Raw genomic sequence first — 22430 nt, 5'->3', positions numbered from 1 at the left:
CCGGGCCGAGCAGCACGTTGCCGGGCTTGAAGTCGCGGTGCACGATCCCGGCGCGGTGGATCGCCGCCAGCGCGGCGGCGGTGCGCAGCGCGAGCTTGCGGAGCCGCGGCGCGGAGAGCGGGCCGCGGTCGGCGACGACGTGCTGGAGCGAGGGCCCCTCGACGAACTCGCTGACGATGTAGGGGCGGTCGCCGGTCATGTCGGCGTCCAGGACGCGCGCGGTGTGCCGCCCGGACACCCGCAGGGCCGCGTCCGCCTCCTTGGCGAAGCGGCTGCGCGCCCGCTGCCCGGCCGCCACGCCGCCGCGCAGCAGCTTGACGGTGACGAGCTCGCCGTCGCCGTCGCGGCCGAGGTAGACGACGCCCTGGCCGCCCTCGCCGAGCCGCCCGACCAGCGTGTAGCCGCCGAGGCCGCGCGGGTCGTCGGGGCCGAGCGGGGCGCCGGACCGGTGGTCGCGGCCGTGCGCGGGACGGGCCGGGACGCGGCCCGGCCCGGGGTGCGGCTTGGCCGGGCGGCCGGCGTGGGCGCCGTGGGGCTGCCCGGCGCGGGCGGCGCGGGCGGGGCGGTTCGAGGAGGAACGCGGGGGATGGGGATCCGTCCTCCCGCGGGAGGTGTCGTGCGGCACTGAGGACTCCGACTCGGCGGGGGCGGACGAAGATCTCCCCCTTTGTACCGTGTAATCGGGACGAGGGGCAGGGGAACTGCGATCTTCGCCGTCAGCGGCACGTCCCGAGCGCGGTGGAGCCGGCGATCCGCCGGGACGACTCGCCCACCATGATCTTGTAGCAGCCGTCGGCGACCTTCCAGGCCTTCGCCTTCTGGTTCCAGTAGGCGAAGGAGCGCGACGACAGCGGGAACGTCACCTTCGCGCTCCGTCCGGGAGCGAGGGCGACCTTGGCGTATCCCTTGAGCTGCCTGGGCGGCTGCGGGACCTCCGCGCCCGGCGACGGCATGCCGATGTACAGCTGCGGCACGGCCACGCCGGCGCGGCGCCCGGTGTTGGTGACCGTCACCCGCACGGACTTGCTGGTCGCGACCAGTCCGCTGTAGGCGAACGTGGTGTAGGACAGGCCGTGCCCGAACGGGAAACGGGGCGCGATGCCCTTCGCGTCGTAATGCCGGTAGCCGACCATGACCCCTTCGGAGAACGTGGTGCTCCCGTTGAGGCCGGGGTATTGCACCGGGTTCCCGGACGCGGGCGCGTCGTTCTCGTCGACGGGGAACGTCACCGGAAGCCGTCCGCCGGGATCCACGTCCCCGTACAGGACGCGCGCCAGGGCGTCACCTCCCTCCTGGCCGGGGTACCAGGCTTCGAGGATGCCCCTCACCTGCCCGGCCCAGGGCGTCAGCACGGGTCCGCCCGTGTTCAGCACGACGACCGTGTTGGGGTTGGCCCTGGCGACCTCGGAGATCAGCCCGTCCTGATCGCCTCTGAGCGGCTCACCGCAGCGCAGCGTCAGGCACGACTTGTCGAAGAACTCGCCCTGGCTGTCGGTCGCGAACACGATGGCGAGGTCGGCGGCGCGGGCCGTGGCGGCGGCGCCCGCGTGGTCGTCGCCGTCGTGGTACGTCACCTGGGTTCCGGAGCCCGCGCGGCGGGAGAGGCCGTCCTGCGCGCTCACGGTCGCGAACGGGACGACCTTCGCCGAGCCGAAGCCGCTCGGGCTCTGCCGGGCGGCCCGCCCGATCAGCGCGATCGACCTCGGGGCCCGGAGCGGGAGGACGCCGTCGTTCTTCAGCAGCGTGATCCCGCCCTCCTCGATGACCCGGGCGGCGTCGCGGCTCGCCGCCCGGTCGGCGCGGCTGAGGTCGTTGGGGTAGGCCTGCCGGTCGAACACCCCGAACCTGAACATCGTCCGCAGGATGTTGCGCACGTGCGCGTCGACGGCGGCCGGCGAGACCTTCTTCTGGGCGAGGGCGGCCTTCAGCAGGAAGGCGTTGTACTTCATGCCGAAGGGCAGTTCCATGTCCAGCCCGCCTTCGGCGGCGCCGGCGGCGTCCTGCGCGGCGGTGTGGTCGGACGGGACGAACCCCGTGAACCCCCACTCCGACCGGAGGATCCCGTTAAGGACGGCGCCGTCCTGGCAGGCCCACCGGCCGTTCAGCCTGCCGAACCCGCACATCACCGTCGCGGCGCCCGCGTCCTTCACCGCGGCCTCGAACGGCGGCAGGTAGATCTCGCGGAGCGTGCGCGGGTCGACGTTCATGCCGAGCGACAGCCGGTCGGTCTCCTGCGTGTAGACGGCCATGTGCTTGACCGAGGTCATCACGCCCTGCGCCTGGGCGCCCTGGATCCACGGCACGCCGAGGGTCGCCGACAGGTAGGGGTCCTCGCCGAAGCCCTCGAACGTCCGGCCGTTGCGGGGCGTGCGCAGGACGTCCACGGTCGGGCCGAAGACCAGGTCGTTCCCGCGGTGCCTGGCCTCCCACGCGACCGTCCCGCCGTACAGCCGGGCCGCCCGCGGGTCGAAGGCGGCCGCGAGCGCGATCGGCGCGGGCAGCGCCGTCGCCCTGCCCTGCCGGACGCCGGCCGGGCCGTCGGCCATGCGAACCGGGGGGATGCCGAGCCGCTCGATCCCGTCGGCGGTGTCGGCGTGCGCGTTCTCGGAGAAGCCGCCGAGCGGCCCGCCGAACGGATCGTCGGACGCCAGCATCGAGATCTTCTCGTCGACCGTCATGCGCGGCAGCAGCAGCGCCGCGCGCCGGTCGGGCGCGAGCGCGGCGTCGCACCAGGGGCGCAGGGCCGGGTCGCCGCAGCGCCCCGCCGCCGCCCGCGCCTCGCCGGGCGCGGACGCCGCGAGCACGGTCGCCGGCGCCGCCGTCAGCGCCAGCGCGGAGACGGCCGCGAGCGCCCCCGCCGGCCCGCGTCCCGGCCTCATCCGCCCGCCCCTTCCCCCCGGGCGCCGTGGTCTCCGTCCTCGTTCTGGACCCGCAGGGCGTTCAGGGCGAAGGCGACCATGTGGTAGTGGCCGATGAGCATCACCAGCTCGATCAGCTCGCGCTCCCCGAAGCGCGTGGCCAGCTCCGTCCACGCGGCGTCGCTGATCGTGCCGCGCTCGTGCAGCTCGTCCGCGGCGGCCAGGACCATGCGGTCGTCGTCGCTCCAGCCGTGCCGGTCCGGGTCCTCGCGGAGCGCGGCGATCTCGTCCTCGGTGAGCCCCGCGTCCAGCGCGACCCGCCGGTGGTGGTCCCACTCGTACGCGCACGACCGGTGGTGCGCCGTGCGCAGGATCGCCAGCTCGCGGTCGCGGGCGCCCAGCGTGCCGTTCATCAGCAGCATGGAGCCGAACCCGATCCACGACCGGAACAGCTCCGGGTGCCGGGCGAGCGTGGTGATGACGTTCAGGGGCCCGATCGTGTCGGTCACGGCCCGGACGACGTCGTCCCACTCCTCCTCCGGGAGCGGGTCGAAGCGCGGGACGCGGTCTCCTGGGGTGTCGGCGCACATGGCGACATTTCTGCCACCGATCAGTGGGAAAGTTCTAGTGCGCCGGGAAAACTTGGCCGGATCGTGTCACGGGGGACGCGGGAGCCGGGCGGGTCAGGTGCTGCGCGTGGTGGCCGCCACCGCGAGCTCCGCCAGCGCCTCCCGGGCGCCGTCGGTGATCGGGGCCGTCTCCAGGGCCTGCTCCGCCTCGCGCAGGTAGCGCTCGATCATGGCCTCGCACGCGGCGAGGCCCCCGGTCTCCTCGATGACGGCGCGCAGCTCGTCCACGCCGGGACGGTCCAGCTCCGGGTCGCCGAGACGGCGCTCCAGCGCCGCGGCCTGGCTCGCGGAGGCGCGTTCCAGGGCGAGCGCGACCAGGACGGTCCGCTTGCCCTCGCGCAGGTCGTCGCCCGCGGGCTTGCCGGTCTCGGCCGGGTCGCCGAACACGCCGAGCACGTCGTCGCGGAGCTGGAAGGCGATGCCGAGCGGCAGGCCGTAGCCGGTGAGCGCGGCCGCCACGTCGGGGCGGGCTCCGGCCAGGGCCGCGCCGAGGTGCAGCGGGCGCTCGATCGTGTACTTGGCGCTCTTGTACTCCACCACGCGCAGCGCCGTCGCGACGTTCGCCTGGCGGCGCGCGCCCTCCAGCATGTCGAGGTACTGGCCGCACATGACCTCGGTGCGCATCAGGTCGTAGACCTCTCGGCCGCGCGACCTGCTCGCACCGTCCAGCCCGGAGGTCTCGAACATCTCGCCCGACCAGGCCAGGCACAGGTCGCCGAGCAGGATGGCGGCGCCGCCGCCGAAGGCCTCGGCGTCGCCCGGCCACGCCTGGGCGCGGTGCAGCGCCTCGAACCGCCGGTGGGCGGACGGCTGGCCGCGCCGGGTGTCGCTGGAGTCCATCACGTCGTCGTGGATCAGCGCGCTCGCCTGGAGCAGCTCCAGGGACGCGGCGGCGGCCACGATGCCGGGCCCGTCCTCGCCGCCCGCCGCGCGCCACCCCCAGTAGCAGAAGGCGGGACGCAGCCGCTTGCCGCCGCCGAGCAGGGCGTCCAAGGCCGACAGCAGCGGTGCGAGGTCCTCGCTGATGGCGCGCAGCGCGGGGCGCCGGCGGTCGACGAAGGCCAGCAGCGCCTCGTCGACCTCCTTGCGGATCCGGGTGGTCGACATGCCGAGATCGTATCCACCTGGGTGCTTTCCACCCTCCATCGCGAACGTGAGATGTCATAAGATCTTCGGAAATGCGGACATTACGCATGCCGGGTGTGGCGAGCATCACGCGGATCGGCGGCCGGCCGCCCTTCCCCGCCGGGCCGGTCCCCTCCGGCGCGCTTCTGTAGGCTTGGGGAATGCGACCCGTACGCCCCCACAGGCCCCCGACCGTCCGAGAACTGCTCGCCTCGGGCGAGCGCTCGTTCTCGTTCGAGTTCTTCCCGCCCAAGACCGACAAGGGCGCGCGGAACCTGTGGCGTGCGATCCGCGAGCTGGAGTCCCTGCACCCGACGTTCGTGTCGGTCACCTACGGCGCGGGCGGCGGCACCCGCGACACGACCGTCGACATCGTCGAGCGCATCGCCACCGACACCACCCTCACGCCGGTCGCGCACTTCACCGCCGTGAACCACTCCCAGGCGGAGCTGCGCAACCTGATCGGCCGGTTCGCCGCAGCCGGCGTCCGCAACGTCCTGGCGCTGCGCGGCGACCCGCCCGGCGACCCGATGGGGGAGTGGGTCAAGCACCCGGAGGGCGTCGAGTACGCCGCCGAGCTGGTCCGGATGATCCGCTCCTACGGCGACTTCTGCGTCGGCGTGGCCGCGTTCCCCTACAAGCACCCGCGCTCGCGCGACATCGAGAGCGACACCCGCCACTTCGTGGACAAGTGCCGCGCCGGCGCCGACTACGCGATCACCCAGATGTTCTTCCGCGCCGAGGACTACTTCCGGCTGCGCGACCGCGTCGAGGCGGCCGGCTGCGACGTGCCGATCCTGCCCGGCATCATGCCGGTCACCCAGCTCAGCACGATCGAGCGGTCCGAGCAGCTGTCGGGGGCGCCGTTCCCGCCCGAGGTCAGGGCCCGCTTCGAGGCCGTCGCGGGCGACCCGGAGGCCGTCCGCCGGCTCGGCATCGAGCACGCCGCCGAGGTGTGCGGCGAGCTGCTGGAGCAGGACGCGCCGGGCATCCACTTCATCACGTTCAACAAGTCGACGGCGACGCGCGAGGTCTACTCGCTGCTGGACGGCGCCGGGTACGGCGCGAGGGGCAGCCGCCCGCCCATCACCGCGTAGCGGGGCCCGCCGCCCGGGAACTCGAAGTCGGCCAGCAGGTCGACCAGGCCGACCGAACGGTAGAGGTGGCGCGCCGGGGTGTCCGGGGTCCTGTCGAGCGTCGACAGCACGACCGTCCGCTCCGGCCGCCCGTCGCACAGCGCGTTGAGCAGCCCCCGGCCGAGACCCCTGCCCTGCGCCTGCGGATGGACGTGCAGCTCGGCGACCTCGAAGGCGTCCTCCAGCCACGCGTCGGCGTGCTCGGGCCCTTCGCGGTCGGACAGCGCCTGGTAGACGACGTCGTGCCACCACTGGCCGCGCGCCCCGTGGAAACCGTAGGCGAACCCCTGGACGGGCGCCGGCATGACGGGCAGCGCCCCGCGCCGCTCGACCACGAACGCGCGGAACCCCGGATACGAGGAATGGCGCTCCATGATGGTGTGCCGGCCCGGGAGCTGCTCGTTCGGCGGTTCCATCGCGGCCGCGTACACGTCCAGCATGGGGCTCAGCCTGCGTAGGAAGGCGCGTTCGTCGATCTCGCGCAGCTTCGGGTCCCTCACCCGACAGAGACTAGACCCGCGCGATGGTCCGCTGGGTCGCGGAGAGCCGATCGTAGAGGTCCCAGAGGATCCGGTCGGCGGCCTTCCGCAGCGTGCCGCGGTTGGCGTCGAGCTGCCCGCCCCACTCGCGCGCCTCCGGGCCGAGCCACGCGTCCGTGCCGCCGAGGGTCTTCACGGGCCCGTCCAGCGCCTGCCGGAGCCGGTCGATGCTGCCGTAGGCGTCCGAGTACGCCTGGTAGAGCTGCTGGTACTCCGGGTTGGGCTGCTCGGCGGGCGACAGCCGGGCCGACGCGGCGCCCGTGATCGGCGGGGGCAGGCTGCCGGGAGGCGGTGGAGCGGCCATGGCGACCTCTCAGGCGGTGGCGGTGGACGGGTGCAGGTCGAGCCGGGCGAGGGCCTCGCGCGTGCGGCCGCTCATGTCGGCGCCCAGGAGCACCTGGACGGCGACGGGACGGACCCCGGCGCGGTCGGCTTCGGCCAGGAAGGCGCGCAGCCACTTCACGTCCATCGTCAGATGGTGGCTGGACGTGCCGAGGGACTGCCGCACGGCCGCCAGCCGCGCCCTGTCGCCCTGGGCGGCCTTCAGCAGCTCCGCGGCGGCCGCCGGGCCGAGCCGCTCGTACAGCTTCTCGGTGTAGTCGGGGTCGCCGGCGTTGGCCTCCAGGTGCTTCCAGACCGTGTCCGGGACGGGACGGCCGTGCTGGACGGACGCGGCCACGGCCAGCGCGTCGGCCCTGGCGGCCCGGGCGGCGGCGGGCCGGTCGGGGAAGTTGCCGATGTCGCCGGCGCCGTGCGGGGTCGGCTGCGGGGCCGCCTTCGCGGGCGGGGTCCGGTGCGGCGGCGCCTTCACCGGCCGCGGCGCCCCCGCCGGGCCGCCGCCGGTCTTCCGCGGCGCCGGGGCCGGGGTGGGCGCCGGCGGCATGTCGATGCCTCCGCCGGGGGAGGGATGGGTGACCGCGAAGTTGTACCGGCGCGTCAGCATCCCGAGCTGCTCGGCGGCCCACCGCGCCACCTCGTCGGCCTGCCGGTACCCGGCCGCGGAGACGCCGGGCGGCGGGCGATGGCCGTTCAGCCACCCCTGGATCGCGTTCTGCGCGTCCTGGAGCTGCCTGATGACCTGGTTGAGCGCGGGCGGGTCGATTCCCCGGAACTGCGGGTCGCGCGCCGCCGGACCCGTCCGCATCTGCGTCGCCATCACCCCTCCGGTGCTCGGCCCCTGCGCCGTTTCCCGACTCCCCAGAATCACACCAGTGTCACTGGCTGTCGAGGGCCTTGCGCACCGATTCGGCATCGCGCGCCACGACGGCGCTCGCGTCCGTCACGACGATCGGACGCTGGATCAGCACCGGGTTCGCGACCATGATCTCGATCCAGCGGGCCCGGTCGCGTGCGAGGTCCTTGAGCCCGAGCTCCCTGGCGACGGGCTCGTTCAGCCGCGCCACGTCCCACGGCTCGGCGCCGATGCGGGCGAGGACCTCGTCCAGCTCCCGCGCCGTGGGCGGCTCGTCCAGGTAGCGGCGCTCGGTGTACTCCACGCCCGCCTCGTCCAGCGCGGTCTTGGCGGCGCGGCTCTTCGAGCAGCGCGGGTTGTGCCACAGTTCCATCACTCCACCCCTTCCCCTGCCCCGCCTGCCGTCACTCGACCTCGGCGGGGGTCCCGCCGGTGATCCTCAGCAGTTCGCCGTACGACGTCGGGAAGACGGTGTGCGGGTGCCCGCCCGCCGCCCACACCTCGTCGTGCCTGTCCAGCCAGACGTCCACCAGCGTACGGATCGGCTCCGGATGGCCGACCGGCGCGACGCCCCCGATCGGCTGGCCGGTCGCCTCCCGGACGAACTCCGGCGACGCCCGCCGCACCTTCGCCGCGCCCACCAGCGCCGCGACCTTCACCGTGTCGACGCGGTGCGCGCCGCTGGTCATCACCAGCAGCGGGGACCCGTCGGCGTCGAACACCAGGCTGTTGGCGATCGCGCCGACCTCGCAGCCCAGCTGCTCCGCCGCGGCCTGCGCCGTCCTCGCGGAGTCGGGCAGTTCGACGATCGCTCCCGTCGCGCCCAGGTCGAGCAGAGCCTTCGCGACGATTTCGGCATTCGGATGCATGGGTAGAACTTTAAGGTCAGCGCATGCGAGGGAGAGCGATCGACGTGCGGAAGAGCGCGGTTCTGCTGATCGCGGCCGTCGTCCTGACGGGCTGCGACGACATCGACGCGGCGGCTCCCGCCCCGTCGGAGGGGACGAAGACGAAGGCGACGCCGTCGAAGGCGCCGGCGACGCCCAAACCGAGTCCCACGCACCGCAAGCTGAAACCGGGCGCCAAGGGGCCCGACGTCAAGGCGCTCCAGCAGCGCCTCAAGGCATTGCACTACGACCCGGGGAAGGCCGACGGGAGGTACGGGCCGTCCACGCAGACGGCCGTGTGGGCGTTCCAGGCGGTGAACCGCCTCAAGCAGAAGAGCACGCTCTCCGCCTCGTTCTGGAGGGCCCTGGACGCCCCCAAGGAGCCTCGGCCGGTTGCCAAGAAGCGCGAGAGGAACCGCGTCGACGTGGATCTGAAGCGCCAGTACCTCGTCCTCTACAAGGACGGAAGGCCGCGGCTCATCACGCACGTGTCGTCAGGGTCGGGGGAGTACTACTGCGCCAAGGACCGGGGCGCCACCGTCGCGCGCTGCCGCTACGCCACGACCGGCACGGGCGACTTCCGGACCGGGCGCCGTGCCTCCGGCTGGGAGACCTCGCCCCTGGGGCAGCTCTACAACCCCATCTACTTCAACGGCGGCATCGCCTTCCACGGCGCCCTGGACGTGCCCCTGCACCCCGCCTCGCACGGCTGCGTCCGCATGCCGATGCACATCGCCGAGTACTTCCCCGACCTCGTCGGCACGGGCGTCCCCGTGCACGTCAGGCGGGCTCGCTAGCCTCCCCGCGAGCGCCGCGTCCGGGCCGCTGTCAACCCCGCTGACCTGCGGGATACGACACGCGTTCGAACACGTTGACGAATCGCCGTCAGGGCGGTTTACTGTGAAGCGCATCGAACTTATGTTCGATGTGGTGCGGGACTCGCGGCCCGCGCCAGGGCGACGTCCCGCCGATCGCGGTGTTTCGGCGGGGCCGACGGCCGGGCGGAGAGAGGGGAAGCTCTCCGCCCGGCCGGCCCGAGCCCCGGAAGGAGGCAGAGATGTCCGGAACGATGACCGCACGCGGAGTCCACTCCGCAGCCCAGTCCGTCCCGTCCCCCAGTCCTCGCCCACGCCACCGCCCGATGCCCGCGCCGCGCCCGGCGCACACGGCCGTCGGGCAGTTGCACGCCGCCCGCATGGGCCTCGCCGAGGCGGCCGAGGCCACCTCGCCGGCCGTCCGCTACGTGTGCGCCCACCTGGCGGCGCTGCGCGCGGCCGCCGCGGTCCTGGCGTCCAAGGAGCCTCTGGAGACCCATCGCCGCGGCCGTCCGCGCAGCGTCTGGGTGCTGCTGCCCGAGGCCGAGCCCGCGCTGCGGGAGTGGGCCGCCTTCTTCGCCGCCGGCGCCGACAAGCGCGCCGCCGCCGAGGCGGGCCTGCCGCGCGCCGTCACCCCGCGCGACGCGGAGGAGCTGCTGCACGACGCCGAGGTCTTCGTCACCCTCGTCGAGGACACCCTCGGCGTCGACGGGCAGCCCACGCTGCCCGTCCCCGAGGCCGGCTGAGCCACCCCGGAGGCCGTCCCCCTCCCCGGGCCGGCCCCGCCGGAGGCCGGGGGCGCCGCCCCGCCATGGGAGGCCGCGTCCCCCCTCCGGCGGCCGGACCGATCGCGCCGGAGGGTCCGCAACCCCCGAGCCGGCCCCTCCGGCGCGGTCTCACCCCGGTCGCGGCACGGCGGAGGGCGGTTGGTAGACATGGCCGGATGTCCGACCTACTGCCGCTGGACGGGATGCGCGTCATCGAGCTGTCCAGCTTCGTCGCGACGCCGCTGGGCGGGATGACCCTGGCGCAGCTCGGCGCGGACGTCATCCGCGTCGACCAGATCGGCGGCGGGCCCGACATCGACCGGTGGCCGCTCGCGCCGTCCGGCCGCAGCCTGTACTGGGCCGGGCTGAACAAGGGCAAGCGGTCGGTCGCCGTCGACCTGCGCTCGCCCGAAGGCCGCGAGCTGGTCGCCGGACTCGTCGCGCACGGCGGGGCGGTCCTGACCAACGCGCCGCCGCGGCCGGGGCTGTCCTACGAGGAGCTGAGGGCCGTGCGGCCCGACCTGATCCACGTCCGGCTGCAGGGGACCCGGGAGGGCGGCAACGCCGTCGACTACACGGTGAACGCCGCCACGGGCTTCCCGTCGATCACGGGTCCGGCCGGTCAGGATGCCCCCGTCAACCACGCGCTGCCCGCGTGGGACGTGGCGTGCGGCCTCTACATGGCCGTCGGGCTGCTGGCGGCGGAGCGGCACCGGCTGCGCACCGGCGAGGGCCGGCAGATCCGGGTCGCGTTGCGGGACGTCGCCCTGGCCACCGCGGGGAACCTCGGGTACCTCGCGGAGGCCCAGCTCGGCGAGTCCCGGGAGCGGCTGGGCAACCACCTCTTCGGCGACTTCGGGCGCGACTTCGCCACGGCCGACGGACGGGTCATGGTGGCGGTCCTCACGGTCCGGCACTGGCGCGACCTGGTCGAGGCGACCGGCCTCGGCGAGGTGGTCGGAGCCCTCGAACGCGCCCTGGGCGCCGACTTCCGCCGCGCCGGCGACCGCTACGGCCACCGCGAGGCGCTGGGAGGCGTGCTCGCGTCGTGGTTCGCCTCCCGCACCTGCGAGCAGGTCGCGGAGGGGCTGGAGCGCACGTCCGTCCTGTGGTCCCGCTACCGCGACTTCGCGGAGGTGGCCGCCGGACTGCGCGACGAGCCGCTCATGGCGCCGCTCGACCAGCCGGGTGTGGGCCTCCACCTGGCCCCGGGCTCGCCCGTGCGGTTCGGCGGGTCCTCGCCGCCGCCGGTTCCCGCGCCCACCCTCGGCGAGCACACGGACGAGGTGCTCCGGGACGTCCTGGGCCTGCCCCCCGAGCGCGTCGAGGCCCTGCGCGGCAACGGGACGATCATGGGTTTGTGACGCGGACGATCGTGGAAATCCTTCTGGCAGGCATTCCGAACCGTGGGTCTCGGCTGGCCTGCCGTTGACGGTCCGGCCTTCGAGCCCCGCCGCGTCCGTACGACGAAGGGATCCGCCGGATGGCCCTCGACGCCGCCCCGGAGCAGTCCGCACCCGCCCGCATCCCGCATCCGCTCGACAGCGACGCCGACGGCGTCAACCGGCCGGGGCTGCACAAGAACCCGCGCTACCACGAGATCCGCGAGACCGGCACCGGCGTCGCCGAGGTGCGGCGCCACGACGGCACCACGGCCAAGCTCGTCACCCGCTACCACGACGTCGAGCAGGTGCTGCGCGACCAGGAGGCGTTCTCCCGGGAGGCGGCCCTCGACGCCGACGCCGTCGACCTCGAAGGGACGATGCTGGGCCTGGACATGGAGAACCACGCGGCCGTCCGCGGCGCCGTCAAGGACTGGTTCTCGCCGCAGGCCACCGAGCGGCTGCGGCGCAAGGCGCAGGAGCGGGCGGCCGCGCAGCTGACGGCGATGCTCGCGGGCGAGGAGCCCGCCGACCTCGTCACGGCCTTCGCGCTGCCGTTCTCGCTCGACCTGATCTGCGACATGATGGGGCTGCCCCAGGAGGACCGGCTGCGCTTCCACGCCTGGGGCGACGCGTTCCTCGGCACCAGCGCCCAGACCCGTGTTGACGCGGCCGAGGCGCAGACGGCGATGGTCGGCTACCTCGGCGGCCTCGTGGAGGAGCGGCGGCGCGACCCGTCCGAGGATCTGCTGTCCCAGGTCGCCGAGGGCGCCGCGGGCCTGCCGTTCGACCGCCAGGTCAAGCTGCCGATGACGCTCGTGCTCGGCGGCTGGGAGACCGTGGCGAGCAGCATCGGCACGCAGATCCACGTCCTGCTCACCCACCCCTACGAGGACCACGAGACCGCCTACGGCTACCTCAGCGCGCATCCCGAGGCCGTCCCCGGCGCGGTCACCGAGCTGGAGCGCCTGTTCTCCACGACCGCGGCGGACGACCTGCCGCGCCGGGTCACGCGCGAGGTGACGCTGCCGAGCGGCGAGCGGCTCGCGCCCGGAGACCTGGTCATCCCGTCCCACGACGCCGCGAACTGCGACCCGCGCGTCTTCACCGACCCGCACCGCATGGACTTCGGCCGCACCCCGAACCGGCACCTGTCCTTCGGCTACGGCCCGCACCACTGCATCGGGCGCCACCTCGGGCACATGGAGGTGGAGACGGCCGTCGCGCTGCTGACCCGCGAGCTGCCGTCCCTGCGGCTGGCAGTGCCGTCGGACGAGATCACCCGCAAGCCGGGCCACGTCATCAACGGGCCCTCCGCCCTCCCGGTCGCCTGGTCCTCGCCCGCGGACTGACGGCCTTCCCGCGTCCGGCACGGCGGTGGAGAGATCCTCAGCGGCGGCGGCGCCGGTAGCCGACGGCAAGGCGGGAGCGGGGTGGTTCGTCCCACTATGAGATTGTTAGGGGGGCGAACTTCGGGAGGACGCGGTGACGGGGCGGGGCGGGCGCGGGCTGGTCCCCCTGCTGGCCTTCCTCGGCGTGATGGCCTACTCGCTCTCGATGGCCGTGGTGACGCCCGCGCTGCCGCAGATCCAGCACGGGCTGCACACGACCCCGGCGGGCGCGGCGTGGGCGCTCACGTCGATGACGCTGTCCGCGGCCGTGGCCACGCCGGTGGTCGGGCGGCTCGGCGACCTGTACGGGGCGCGGCGCGTGCTGCTCGCCGTGCTCGCGGTCGCCACCGCCGGGACGCTCGTCGCGGCGCTGGCCGGGACGGTGCCGGTCATGCTCGCCGGGCGCGTCCTGTCCGGCGTCGGCGGCGGCGTCTTCCCGCTGGCGTACACGATCATCCGGGACGTCCTGCCGCCCGCCCGGCGGGCCCCGGCCGTCGGGCTCATGTCGTCCATGCTCGGCCTCGGCGGCGCCGTGTCGTGGTGCCTGGCAGGGCCGATCATCGACCTGCTCGGCTGGCGCTGGCTGCTGTGGGTGCCGGTCGTCGGGCTGGTGCCCGGCGTCGTCCTGGCCTGGTGGATCGTTCCGGCCGGACACCGCGGCGAGGGCCCGCGCCCGGCGGCGAGGGTCGACTGGTGGGGCGCCGCCCTCTTCGCCGCCTGGCTGGTGGCCGCGCTCACCGCCCTCACCGAGGGGATGAACTGGGGCTGGACGTCCCCCGGCGTCCTCGGGCTCCTCGCGCTCGCGCTGGCGGCGGCCGGCGCCTGGCTGTGGGTGGAGGGCCGCGTCCGCGAGCCCCTGATCGACCTGCGCCTCATGCGGGTGCGCGGGGTGTGGACGGCGAACGCCGCCTCGCTCCTGTCCGGCTACGCCCTGATGGCGGGCGGGCTGCTGTTCCCCCTGCTCGTCCAGCTCCCGGAGGGCACCGGGTACGGCTTCGGTGGGACGGCCACCCAGGCGGCGCTGCTCCAGCTCCCCGCCAGCGTCGGCATGACCGTCGCGGGCATGACGGCGGGCCTGCTCGACCGGCGCGTCGGCTCCCGCGCGGTGCTGCTCGGCGGCGCGGCGACGACCGGCCTCGGTTACGCGTTCGTGGCGGTCGAGCACGGCGCCATGTGGCAGCTCTACGTGGGCGGCCTGGCGCGGGGCGTCGGCCTCGGCTTCGCCTACGCCGCCGTGGCGACCCTGGTGGTCGCGGCCGTCCCGCCGGGGGAGACCGGCGTGGCCACCGGCATCAACACGCTGCTGCGGACGGTCGGAGCGTCCCTCGGCACGCAGGTCAGCGCGGTCATCGTCGTGGCCGTCCCCGGCGAGGGCGGGTTCTCCGCCGGGTTCGCGGTGAGCGCCGCCGTCATGGCGGCCGTCCTCCCGCTGGCCCTGCTCGTCCCGCGCCCGGGGCGGCGGCGCGCACGCGGAACGGGGCCCGGCGCGGTGCCGGACCCCGTCACGGTCGTGCGGTGAAGCAGGTCGTGCGGTGGAACAGGTCGTGCGGTGAAGCAGGTCGTGCGGTGGAACAGGTGGTGCGGTGACTCAGAACGACTCGACGGCGCGGCGCGCCTCCGGGTCGAGGACGCCCCAGCCGATCAGCTCCTCGGTGAGCTCGGTCGGGGACTTGTCATAGATGACCGCGAGTGATCGCAGGTCCTCCTGACGGATGGACAGGACCTTTCCGTTGTAGTCGCCCCGCTGGCTCTGGATCGTCGCGGCGTAGCGGGCGAGAGGACCGGCCTTGTCTTTCGGAAGCTGCTGCAACCGCTCTAGATCGATCACGAGCTTGGGTGTAGGCCCGAGCGGGCTCGGCGCGGCTCCGCCGGGCAGCAACTCGGAAACCGGCACGCCATAGAAATCGGCGAGCTCGGCCAGCTTCTGAACGGTGACGGCGCGGTCGCCCCGCTCGTACGAACCCACGACGACGGCCTTCCAGCGGCCGCGTGACTTCTCTTCCACACCGTGCAGGGACAGGCCCTGCTGGGTGCGGATGGCGCGCAGGCGCGCGCCGAGAGCCTTTGCATATTCAGACGGCATGATGCGGCCCCCCAGGCTCACTTTCGTCGTCGTCGAACCCCGGCTGTCACCGGGGGGAGACAGATTCGCGAAGCCAGGGGGCCTCAGGACTCTGTCTCCAGGGATGGTTACGGACAGTGACGGTAAAACGGGTACGGCCCCAGGTCAAGCTGATTGGAAAAAAGCGGTCGAATCCGCAGGACTCGATCCGGGCCGTCCGGATCGCGGCCGGCCCGTGCGGGCGGGGGTGCGGCGGCCCGCGCGGGCGGCCGCCCCGGCCTCCGGGACGCCTCGTAATGTGACCCCTCTCACCTGCGAAGACGGGGACCGGGCCGGGGTGCGGGGCAGGCGGGGCCGGCTGCTAACGTGTGGGGGACACGACGTCCTTTAAGGCCCGTCCCGTGAGGCGGGGAAGGAGGTTTCGGCGGTGAATGCTGCCTCCAGGCAGGAGCATCGCGTGGCGGACGGTGACCCCCGGCCCAAGGCCGTTCTGGAGGGTCCCGACATCAGGCGCGCGCTGACCCGCATCGCACACGAGATCCTCGAGCGGACCAAGGGCGGCCACGACGTCCTGCTGCTCGGCATCCAGACCCGGGGCGTGACGCTGGCCGAGCGGCTCGCCGGCGCCCTGCGCGAGGTCGAGGGCCGCCCGGTGCCCTGGGGCTCGCTCGACGTGACCATGTACCGGGACGACCTGCGGATGCGGCCCGCCCGCGCCCTCGGCCGCACGGAGCTGCCCCCCGAGGGGATCGACGACAGGGTCGTCGTGCTCGTCGACGACGTGCTGTTCTCCGGGCGCACGGTGCGCGCCGCGCTGGACTCGCTGAACGACCTCGGCCGGCCCCGCGCCGTCCAGCTGGCGGTGCTGGTGGACCGCGGGCACCGGCAGCTGCCGATCCGCGCCGACTACGTGGGCAAGAACCTGCCCACCTCGATGCGCGAGACCGTGAAGGTCCTGCTGGACGAGAACGACGGGCGCGACGCGGTGCTGCTCGGCCCGACGGGGGGTACCGAATGAACCGCCACCTGATCTCCGCCGCCGACCTCACCCGCGACGACGCGCTGCTCGTCCTCGACACGGCCGAGGAGCTCGCGCAGATCGCGGGCCGCTCCATCAAGAAGCTGCCGACGCTGCGCGGCCGGACGGTCGTCAACCTGTTCTTCGAGGACTCCACCCGCACCCGCATCTCGTTCGAGGCCGCGGCCAAGCGGCTGTCCGCCGATGTGATCAACTTCTCCGCCAAGGGCTCCAGCGTCTCCAAGGGCGAGAGCCTGAAGGACACGGCGCTCACCCTGGAGGCGATGGGCGCGGACGGCGTCGTCATCCGGCACAACGCCTCGGGCGCGCCGCACCGGCTGGCCGGCTGGGTGCGGGGGAGCGTGGTCAACGCCGGCGACGGCACCCACGAGCACCCCACGCAGGCGCTGCTGGACGCGTTCACGATGCGCAAGCGCCTGGGCGATCTGGAGGGCCGCAAGGTCACGATCGTCGGCGACGTGCTGCACAGCCGCGTGGCACGATCCAACGTCCTGCTGCTGGACACGCTCGGCGCCGACGTCACCGTGGTCGCGCCGCCGACCCTGCTGCCGGTCGCGATCGACACCTGGCCCTGCTCGGTGTCCTACGACCTGGACGCGGTCATCCCGAAGAGCGACGTGATCATGATGCTGCGCGTCCAGCAGGAGCGCATGAACGCCGCCTACTTCCCGACGGTGCGCGAGTACAGCCGCCGCTACGGGCTGGACGCCGAGCGCATGGCCGAGCTGCCCGACCACGCCATCGTCATGCACCCCGGGCCGATGAACCGCGGCGTCGAGATCGCCGCCGAGGTCGCCGACTCGGTCCGCTCCACGATCGTCGAGCAGGTCGCCAACGGCGTCAGCGCGCGCATGGCCGTCCTCTACCTGCTGCTCGGAGGCTCCGAGCCCGCCATCGGCCAGGAGGTCCCCCAGTGAGCACCCACATCATCAAGGGCGCCCGGATCCTCGGCGGCCGGACCGCCGACATCCTCGTCCGTAACGGCGCGATCGCCGCGGTCGGGACCGGCCTGGACGAGGCCGGCGCCGAGGTCGTCGACGCCGCCGGGCTCGTGGCCCTGCCCGGCCTCGTCGACCTGCACACCCACCTGCGCGAGCCGGGCCGCGAGGACGCCGAGACCGTCGAGTCCGGCACGCGGGCCGCCGCGAGGGGCGGGTTCACCGCCGTCCACGCGATGGCCAACACCGACCCCGTCGCCGACACGGCCGGCGTGGTCGAGCAGGTGTGGCGCCTCGGGCGCGAGGCCGGGTACTGCGACGTCCAGCCGGTCGGGGCGGTCACCCGCGGCATCGCCGGCGAGCAGCTCGCCGAGCTGGGCGCGATGGCCGACTCCGCCGCCGGGGTGCGGGTCTTCTCCGACGACGGGCACTGCGTGTCGGACGCGGTCATCATGCGCCGGGCCCTGGAGTACGTGAAGGCGTTCGACGGCGTCGTCGCCCAGCACGCCCAGGAGCCGCGCCTCACCGAGGGCGCCCAGATGAACGAGGGCGAGATGTCCGCGGCGCTCGGCCTGCGCGGCTGGCCCGCCGTCGCCGAGGAGGCGATCATCGCCCGGGACGTGCTGCTGGCCCAGCACGTCGGGTCGCGGCTGCACGTGTGCCACGTCTCCACGGCCGGCTCGGTGGAGATCATCCGCTGGGCCAAGAGCAAGGGCTGCCCGGTGACCGCCGAGGTCACCCCCCACCACCTGCTGCTGAACGACGCCAAGGCCGGGTCCTACGACCCGATCTTCAAGGTCAACCCGCCGCTGCGCACCGCCGACGACGTCACCGCGCTGCGGCATGCCCTCGCCGACGGGACGATCGACTGCGTCGCCACCGACCACGCCCCCCACCCGGTCGAGGCCAAGGAGACCGAGTGGGCCGTGGCCGCCATGGGCATGATCGGTCTGGAGACGGCGCTGCCGGTCGTCCAGGAGGCCATGATCGAGACCGGTCTGCTCGACTGGGCCGGGGTCGCCGACCGCATGTCGGTCCGCCCCGCCCGCATCGGCCGCCTCTCCGGACAGGGACGTCCGCTGGAGGCCGGCTCCCCCGCCAACATCACGCTGTACGACCCGGCGCCGCGCCGCGCCGTCGACCCGTCGGCGATGACCTCCAAGAGCCGCAACACCCCGTTCGCGGGGCTGGAGCTGCCCGGACGGGTCGTCGCGACGTTCCTGCGCGGCAAGCCGACCGTCCTCGAAGGGAAGCTCCAATGAACCCTGCTCTGCTCGTTCTGGAAGACGGCAGGGTGTTCCGCGGGGCCGCGTACGGTGCCGAGGGCGAGACCTTCGGCGAGATGGTCTTCAACACCGGCATGACCGGCTACCAGGAGACCCTGACCGACCCCTCGTACGCGCGCCAGATCGTGGCGATGACGTCCCCCCACATCGGCAACACCGGCGTCAACGCCGAAGACCCCGAGTCGCGCCGCATCCAGGTGGCCGGCTACGTGGTGCGCGAGCCCGCCCGCGTGGCGTCCAACTGGCGCGCCACGGGCTCGCTCGGCTCGGCGCTGCGCGAGCAGGGGGTGGTGGGCATCGCCATCCCCGGCACGCGGGCGCTGACGCGGCACCTGCGCGACCGGGGCGCGATGCGCGCCGGCATCTTCAGCGGCGCGGACGCCGCTCTCGCCGGAGAGGACGCCCTCGTCGAGCGCGTCCGGCAGAGCCCCTCGATGGAGGGCGCCGACCTGGCCCGGGACGTCTCCACCCGGGAGCCCTACGTCATCCCGGCGCGGGGCGAGAAGCGCTACACGGTCGCGGCCGTCGACCTCGGCATCAAGTCGATGACGCCGTACCGGATGTCCGAGCGGGGCTGCGAGGTGCACGTCCTGCCGGCGACCAGCACGGCCGGCGACATCCTCGCCCTCGCCCCCGACGGCGTGTTCTTCTCCAACGGCCCCGGGGACCCGGCCGCCGCGGACTACGCCGTCGACGCGCTGCGGGGCGTCCTCGACACCGGGACGCCGTTCTTCGGGATCTGCTTCGGCAACCAGATCTTCGGCCGCGCGCTCGGCCTCGGCACCTACAAGCTGAGGTTCGGGCACCGGGGCATCAACCAGCCCGTCCAGGACCGGACGACCGGCAAGGTCGACGTGTCGGCGCACAACCACGGGTTCGCCGTGGACGCGCCCGCCGACGGGCCGTTCGCCACCCCCTACGGGCCCGGCGAGGTCAGCCACGTCAACCTGAACGACGGGTGCGTCGAGGGGCTGAGGCTGCTGGAGCGCCCGGCGTTCAGCGTCCAGTACCACCCGGAGGCCGCGGCCGGCCCGCACGACGCCTCCGGCCTCTTCGACCGTTTCTGCGAACTGATGGAGGCGTCGAAGTAATGCCGCGCCGCGAAGATCTGAACTCCGTCCTCGTCATCGGCTCCGGGCCGATCGTCATCGGGCAGGCGTGCGAGTTCGACTACTCCGGCACCCAGGCGTGCCGGGTGCTCAAGGCCGAGGGCCTGCGGGTCACGCTGGTGAACAGCAACCCGGCCACGATCATGACCGACCCCGAGTTCGCCGACGCGACCTACGTCGAGCCGATCACCCCGGAGGTCGTCGAGAAGATCATCGCCAAGGAGCGGCCGGACGCGCTGCTGCCCACCCTCGGCGGCCAGACGGCCCTGAACACCGCCATCGCGCTCTACGAGAGCGGCGTCCTGGCCAAGTACGAGGTCGAGCTGATCGGCGCCGACGTGGACGCGATCCAGGCCGGGGAGAACCGCGAGCGGTTCAAGGAGGTCGTCGCCAAGGTCGCCCGCGAGCAGGGCCTGAACGCCGAGTCCGCCCGGTCGGTCATCTGCCACTCGATGGCGGACTGCCTGGCGGCGGCGGGCGAGCTCGGCTACCCCCTCGTCGTCCGGCCGTCGTTCACGATGGGCGGGCGCGGCTCCGGCTTCGCCCACGACGAGGACGACCTGCGCCGCATCGCCGGGGCCGGTCTGGACGCGTCCCCGACCGGCGAGGTGCTTCTGGAGGAGTCGATCCTCGGCTGGAAGGAGTACGAGCTGGAGGTCATGCGCGACCGCCGCGACAACGTGGTGATCGTGTGCTCGATCGAGAACCTCGACCCGATGGGCGTGCACACCGGCGACTCGATCACCGTCGCCCCCGCGCTGACGCTGACCGACCGCGAGTACCAGAACATGCGGGACGTCGCGATCGCGGTGATCCGCGAGGTCGGCGTCGACACCGGCGGCTGCAACATCCAGTTCGCCGTGCACCCCGGCACCGGCCGGATGATCGTCATCGAGATGAACCCGCGGGTGTCGCGGTCCTCGGCCCTGGCCTCCAAGGCCACCGGCTTCCCCATCGCCAAGATCGCGGCGAAGCTGGCCATCGGATACACGCTGGACGAGATCCCGAACGACATCACCCGCGAGACGCCCGCCTCGTTCGAGCCGACGCTCGACTACGTCGTGGTGAAGGTGCCCCGGTTCGCGTTCGAGAAGTTCCCCGGGGCCGACGGCACGCTCACCACGCACATGAAGTCCGTGGGCGAGGCCATGGCCATCGGGCGGTGCTTCACCGAGGCCCTGCAGAAGGCCCTGAGGTCCCTGGAGCAGAAGGGCACCTCGTTCAGCTGGGCGGGCGACGCCGACGCCGCCGCGCTCGTCGAGTCGGCCCGCCGCCCCCACGACGGGCGGCTCAGGGACGTCCAGCGCGCGCTCTGGGCCGGAGCCACCGTCGAGGAGCTCTACGAGGCGACCGGCATCGACCCCTGGTTCCTGGACCAGATCGCCGCCATCAACGAGGTCGCGGAGGAGATCCGCACCGCCGACGACGCCCTCACCAAGGACAAGCTGCTGCGCGCCAAGCGGCACGGGTTCTCCGACGCGCAGATCGGCGAGCTGCGCAACCTCTCCGAAGAGGTCGTGCGCGAGCTGCGCCACGCCCTCGGCATCCGCCCCGTCTACCTGACCGTGGACACCTGCGCCGCCGAGTTCGAGGCGCAGACCCCCTACCTCTACTCCGCCTACGACGAGGAGACCGAGGTACCGCCGGGCGCCAAGCCGAAGGTCATCATCCTGGGCAGCGGCCCCAACCGCATCGGCCAGGGCGTCGAGTTCGACTACTCCTGCGTCCACGCGTCGTTCACGCTGGCCGAGGCGGGCTACGAGACCGTGATGGTCAACTGCAACCCCGAGACGGTCTCCACCGACTACGACACCTCCGACCGGCTCTACTTCGAGCCCCTCACGCTGGAGGACGTGCTGGAGGTCGTCTACGCGGAGCAGCGGTCCGGCGAGGTCGCGGGCGTCATCGTCCAGCTCGGCGGCCAGACGCCCCTCGGCCTCGCCCAGAAGCTGAAGGACGCCGGCGTGCCGATCGTGGGCACCTCGCCGGAGAGCATCCACCTCGCCGAGGAGCGCGGGGCGTTCGGACGCGTCCTGCACCGGGCGGGGCTGCTCGCGCCCAAGCACGGCACGGCCACGTCCTACCAGGAGGCGCGGGAGATCGCCGCCGAGATCGGCTACCCCGTCCTCGTCCGCCCGTCCTACGTGCTCGGCGGGCGCGGCATGGAGATCGTGTACGACGACTCCACGCTGGAGTCGTACATGGCCCGCGCCACCGAGGCCAGCCCCGAGCACCCCGTCCTGGTCGACCGCTTCCTGGACGAGGCCATCGAGATCGACGTGGACGCGCTGTTCGACGGCGAGGAGCTGTACCTCGGCGGCGTGATGGAGCACATCGAGGAGGCCGGCATCCACTCCGGCGACTCGGCGTGCGCCCTGCCGCCCATCACGCTGGGGCACGACGACATCCGCCGCATCCGCGAGTCGACGGAGGCGCTCGCGCGCGGCGTCGGCGTGCGCGGGCTGATGAACGTCCAGTACGCGCTGTCCGCGGGCGTCCTGTACGTGCTGGAGGCGAACCCGCGGGCCTCCCGCACGGTGCCGTTCGTCTCCAAGGCGACCGCCGTGCCGCTCGCCAAGGCGGCGGCCCGCGTGATGATGGGCACGACCATCGCCGAGCTGCGCGCCGAGGGCATGCTGCCCGAGGCCGGCGACGGCGGGACCCTGCCGCTGGACGCGCCGATCGCGGTGAAGGAGGCCGTCCTGCCCTTCGACCGGTTCCGCAACGAGCACGGGCAGGGCGTCGACATCGTCCTCGGCCCCGAGATGCGCTCCACCGGCGAGGTCATGGGCATCGACGAGGTGTTCGGCACCGCGTTCGCCAAGTCGCAGCAGGCCGCGTACGGGTCGCTGCCGACCAAGGGGCGCGCGTTCGTGTCCGTCGCGAACCGCGACAAACGGCACATGGTGTTCCCCGTGAAGCGCCTGGCTGACCTGGGCTTTGAGATTCTTGCCACGGAAGGGACCGCGGAGGTCCTGCGCCGCAACGGCGTGCGTGCCAAGATCGTGCGCAAGCACAGCGAGGGTCCGGGCCCGTCCGGCGAGCCCACGATCGTGCGGCGCGTCCTGGACGGCGAGGTCGACCTCATCGTCAACACTCCCTTCGGCAGCCCCGGCCAGTCCGGGCCGCGGCTCGACGGCTACGAGATCCGTACCGCGGCCGTGCTGCGGGGCGTACCGTGCGTGACGACCGTCCAGGGGCTCGCGGCGGCCGGGTCGCGGCAGTCGAACGTCTCCTACGACTGGTCCGGCTTCGTCGCGGAGATCGACCCGTCC

General features: G+C 73.4%; 21 protein-coding genes. 11 read left to right on the top strand and 10 right to left on the bottom strand.

Going from position 1 to position 22430, the window contains the following annotated elements:
* From AB0C69_RS16055 to AB0C69_RS16040, 4 genes are all read right to left on the bottom strand, one after another.
* Window positions 1-625: protein kinase (locus tag AB0C69_RS16055; protein WP_360354022.1), on the bottom strand; the 625-nt coding region annotated here is incomplete at its 3' end.
* 91 nt (window positions 626-716) lie between these two features.
* Window positions 717-2879: a glycoside hydrolase family 3 C-terminal domain-containing protein gene (locus AB0C69_RS16050; protein WP_360354020.1), complete on the bottom strand. Its 2163-nt coding sequence runs from the start codon at window positions 2877-2879 to the stop codon at window positions 717-719.
* Window positions 2876-3448 (bottom strand): carboxymuconolactone decarboxylase family protein, encoded by a 573-nt coding sequence (locus AB0C69_RS16045; protein WP_345184788.1) that lies wholly within the window; start codon window positions 3446-3448, stop codon window positions 2876-2878. Before AB0C69_RS16045 ends, AB0C69_RS16050 begins: the two co-directional genes overlap by 4 nt.
* Before the next feature lie 93 nt (window positions 3449-3541).
* Window positions 3542-4594 carry a polyprenyl synthetase family protein gene (locus AB0C69_RS16040; RefSeq protein WP_345184786.1) on the bottom strand — a complete coding sequence of 351 codons (1053 nt, stop codon included), beginning with the start codon at window positions 4592-4594 and terminating at the stop codon, window positions 3542-3544.
* 179 nt (window positions 4595-4773) lie between these two features.
* Here AB0C69_RS16040 and metF point away from each other — a divergent pair, with 179 nt between their 5' ends.
* Complete coding sequence (gene metF, locus AB0C69_RS16035; protein WP_360354017.1) at window positions 4774-5709, top strand: methylenetetrahydrofolate reductase [NAD(P)H]; 936 nt, start codon at window positions 4774-4776, stop codon at window positions 5707-5709.
* Here the strand turns inward: metF and AB0C69_RS16030 are convergent.
* Genes AB0C69_RS16030 through AB0C69_RS16010 form a run of 5 tightly spaced genes read right to left on the bottom strand, consistent with a single transcriptional unit; the run spans window position 5646 to window position 8348 of the window.
* Window positions 5646-6248 (bottom strand): GNAT family N-acetyltransferase, encoded by a 603-nt coding sequence (locus AB0C69_RS16030; protein ID WP_345184782.1) that lies wholly within the window; start codon window positions 6246-6248, stop codon window positions 5646-5648. The genes metF and AB0C69_RS16030 overlap by 64 nt on opposite strands.
* Window positions 6249-6258: 10 nt before the next feature.
* The gene (locus AB0C69_RS16025; RefSeq protein ID WP_345184780.1) at window positions 6259-6591 is read right to left on the bottom strand and encodes a hypothetical protein; all 333 of its coding nucleotides are present in this window, start codon (window positions 6589-6591) and stop codon (window positions 6259-6261) included.
* Window positions 6592-6600: 9 nt separating this feature from the next.
* On the bottom strand, window positions 6601-7443 hold the full coding sequence (locus AB0C69_RS16020; protein ID WP_360354014.1) for a hypothetical protein: 843 nt from the start codon (window positions 7441-7443) through the stop codon (window positions 6601-6603).
* 58 nt (window positions 7444-7501) lie between these two features.
* On the bottom strand, window positions 7502-7852 hold the full coding sequence (locus AB0C69_RS16015; RefSeq protein WP_345184775.1) for an arsenate reductase family protein: 351 nt from the start codon (window positions 7850-7852) through the stop codon (window positions 7502-7504).
* A 31-nt stretch (window positions 7853-7883) separates the two neighbouring features.
* Window positions 7884-8348, bottom strand: a complete 465-nt coding sequence (locus AB0C69_RS16010; protein WP_345184773.1) for a YbaK/EbsC family protein — start codon at window positions 8346-8348, stop codon at window positions 7884-7886.
* A gap of 23 nt (window positions 8349-8371) precedes the next feature.
* Here AB0C69_RS16010 and AB0C69_RS16005 point away from each other — a divergent pair, with 23 nt between their 5' ends.
* The 5 genes from AB0C69_RS16005 (at window position 8372) to AB0C69_RS15985 (ending at window position 14240) form a co-directional block, all read left to right on the top strand.
* Complete coding sequence (locus AB0C69_RS16005; RefSeq protein ID WP_345184771.1) at window positions 8372-9163, top strand: L,D-transpeptidase family protein; 792 nt, start codon at window positions 8372-8374, stop codon at window positions 9161-9163.
* A gap of 260 nt (window positions 9164-9423) precedes the next feature.
* Window positions 9424-9927 (top strand): SAV_6107 family HEPN domain-containing protein, encoded by a 504-nt coding sequence (locus tag AB0C69_RS16000; RefSeq protein WP_089312401.1) that lies wholly within the window; start codon window positions 9424-9426, stop codon window positions 9925-9927.
* Between the two features lie 197 nt (window positions 9928-10124).
* Entirely contained in the window at window positions 10125-11312 is a 1188-nt protein-coding gene (locus AB0C69_RS15995) for a CoA transferase (RefSeq protein WP_360354011.1), read from the top strand.
* A gap of 119 nt (window positions 11313-11431) precedes the next feature.
* A complete protein-coding gene (locus AB0C69_RS15990; protein ID WP_360354009.1) occupies window positions 11432-12682 on the top strand; it encodes a cytochrome P450 in 1251 nt (416 codons plus the stop codon).
* Window positions 12683-12815: 133 nt separating this feature from the next.
* Complete coding sequence (locus tag AB0C69_RS15985) at window positions 12816-14240, top strand: MFS transporter (RefSeq protein WP_360354007.1); 1425 nt, start codon at window positions 12816-12818, stop codon at window positions 14238-14240.
* Between the two features lie 69 nt (window positions 14241-14309).
* Here AB0C69_RS15985 and AB0C69_RS15980 read toward each other — a convergent pair whose 3' ends face one another.
* Complete coding sequence (locus AB0C69_RS15980; protein WP_021597992.1) at window positions 14310-14804, bottom strand: transcriptional regulator; 495 nt, start codon at window positions 14802-14804, stop codon at window positions 14310-14312.
* A 436-nt stretch (window positions 14805-15240) separates the two neighbouring features.
* Between AB0C69_RS15980 and pyrR the strand changes: the two genes are divergently transcribed.
* The 5 genes from pyrR to carB all read left to right on the top strand — a co-directional run.
* Window positions 15241-15801, top strand: coding sequence for a bifunctional pyr operon transcriptional regulator/uracil phosphoribosyltransferase PyrR (gene pyrR / locus AB0C69_RS15975; RefSeq protein ID WP_345184760.1), 561 nt, complete (start codon window positions 15241-15243; stop codon window positions 15799-15801).
* Window positions 15798-16739 (top strand): aspartate carbamoyltransferase catalytic subunit, encoded by a 942-nt coding sequence (locus AB0C69_RS15970; RefSeq protein ID WP_345184758.1) that lies wholly within the window; start codon window positions 15798-15800, stop codon window positions 16737-16739. The genes pyrR and AB0C69_RS15970 overlap by 4 nt, the downstream gene beginning before the upstream one ends.
* A complete protein-coding gene (locus AB0C69_RS15965; RefSeq protein WP_360354004.1) occupies window positions 16736-18022 on the top strand; it encodes a dihydroorotase in 1287 nt (428 codons plus the stop codon). The genes AB0C69_RS15970 and AB0C69_RS15965 overlap by 4 nt, the downstream gene beginning before the upstream one ends.
* A complete protein-coding gene (gene carA, locus AB0C69_RS15960) occupies window positions 18019-19137 on the top strand; it encodes a glutamine-hydrolyzing carbamoyl-phosphate synthase small subunit (protein ID WP_345184753.1) in 1119 nt (372 codons plus the stop codon). Before AB0C69_RS15965 ends, carA begins: the two co-directional genes overlap by 4 nt.
* The coding region (carB, locus tag AB0C69_RS15955; protein ID WP_360354001.1) for a carbamoyl-phosphate synthase large subunit at window positions 19137-22430 on the top strand (3294 nt) is incomplete at its 3' end. The genes carA and carB, both read left to right, overlap by 1 nt.

This window comes from Actinomadura sp. NPDC048032, from assembly GCF_040653175.1.
Classification (GTDB): domain Bacteria; phylum Actinomycetota; class Actinomycetes; order Streptosporangiales; family Streptosporangiaceae; genus Spirillospora; species Spirillospora verrucosospora.
The sequence above is the reverse complement of the archived record's forward strand: the minus strand, read 5'-3'. Positions and strand labels throughout refer to the sequence as shown.

Coding starts and splice junctions, on each gene's coding strand:
- AB0C69_RS16040 (WP_345184786.1), bottom strand. CDS start 4,594: ATGTCGACCACCCGGATCCGCAAGGAGGTCGACGAGGCGCTGCTGGCC.
- AB0C69_RS16045 (WP_345184788.1), bottom strand. CDS start 3,448: ATGTGCGCCGACACCCCAGGAGACCGCGTCCCGCGCTTCGACCCGCTC.
- AB0C69_RS15970 (WP_345184758.1), top strand. CDS start 15,798: ATGAACCGCCACCTGATCTCCGCCGCCGACCTCACCCGCGACGACGCG.
- AB0C69_RS16010 (WP_345184773.1), bottom strand. CDS start 8,348: ATGCATCCGAATGCCGAAATCGTCGCGAAGGCTCTGCTCGACCTGGGC.
- AB0C69_RS16000 (WP_089312401.1), top strand. CDS start 9,424: ATGTCCGGAACGATGACCGCACGCGGAGTCCACTCCGCAGCCCAGTCC.
- metF (WP_360354017.1), top strand. CDS start 4,774: ATGCGACCCGTACGCCCCCACAGGCCCCCGACCGTCCGAGAACTGCTC.
- AB0C69_RS15990 (WP_360354009.1), top strand. CDS start 11,432: ATGGCCCTCGACGCCGCCCCGGAGCAGTCCGCACCCGCCCGCATCCCG.
- carA (WP_345184753.1), top strand. CDS start 18,019: ATGAACCCTGCTCTGCTCGTTCTGGAAGACGGCAGGGTGTTCCGCGGG.
- AB0C69_RS15995 (WP_360354011.1), top strand. CDS start 10,125: ATGTCCGACCTACTGCCGCTGGACGGGATGCGCGTCATCGAGCTGTCC.
- AB0C69_RS15980 (WP_021597992.1), bottom strand. CDS start 14,804: ATGCCGTCTGAATATGCAAAGGCTCTCGGCGCGCGCCTGCGCGCCATC.
- AB0C69_RS16020 (WP_360354014.1), bottom strand. CDS start 7,443: ATGGCGACGCAGATGCGGACGGGTCCGGCGGCGCGCGACCCGCAGTTC.
- AB0C69_RS16015 (WP_345184775.1), bottom strand. CDS start 7,852: ATGGAACTGTGGCACAACCCGCGCTGCTCGAAGAGCCGCGCCGCCAAG.
- AB0C69_RS16050 (WP_360354020.1), bottom strand. CDS start 2,879: ATGAGGCCGGGACGCGGGCCGGCGGGGGCGCTCGCGGCCGTCTCCGCG.
- AB0C69_RS16025 (WP_345184780.1), bottom strand. CDS start 6,591: ATGGCCGCTCCACCGCCTCCCGGCAGCCTGCCCCCGCCGATCACGGGC.
- AB0C69_RS16005 (WP_345184771.1), top strand. CDS start 8,372: ATGCGAGGGAGAGCGATCGACGTGCGGAAGAGCGCGGTTCTGCTGATC.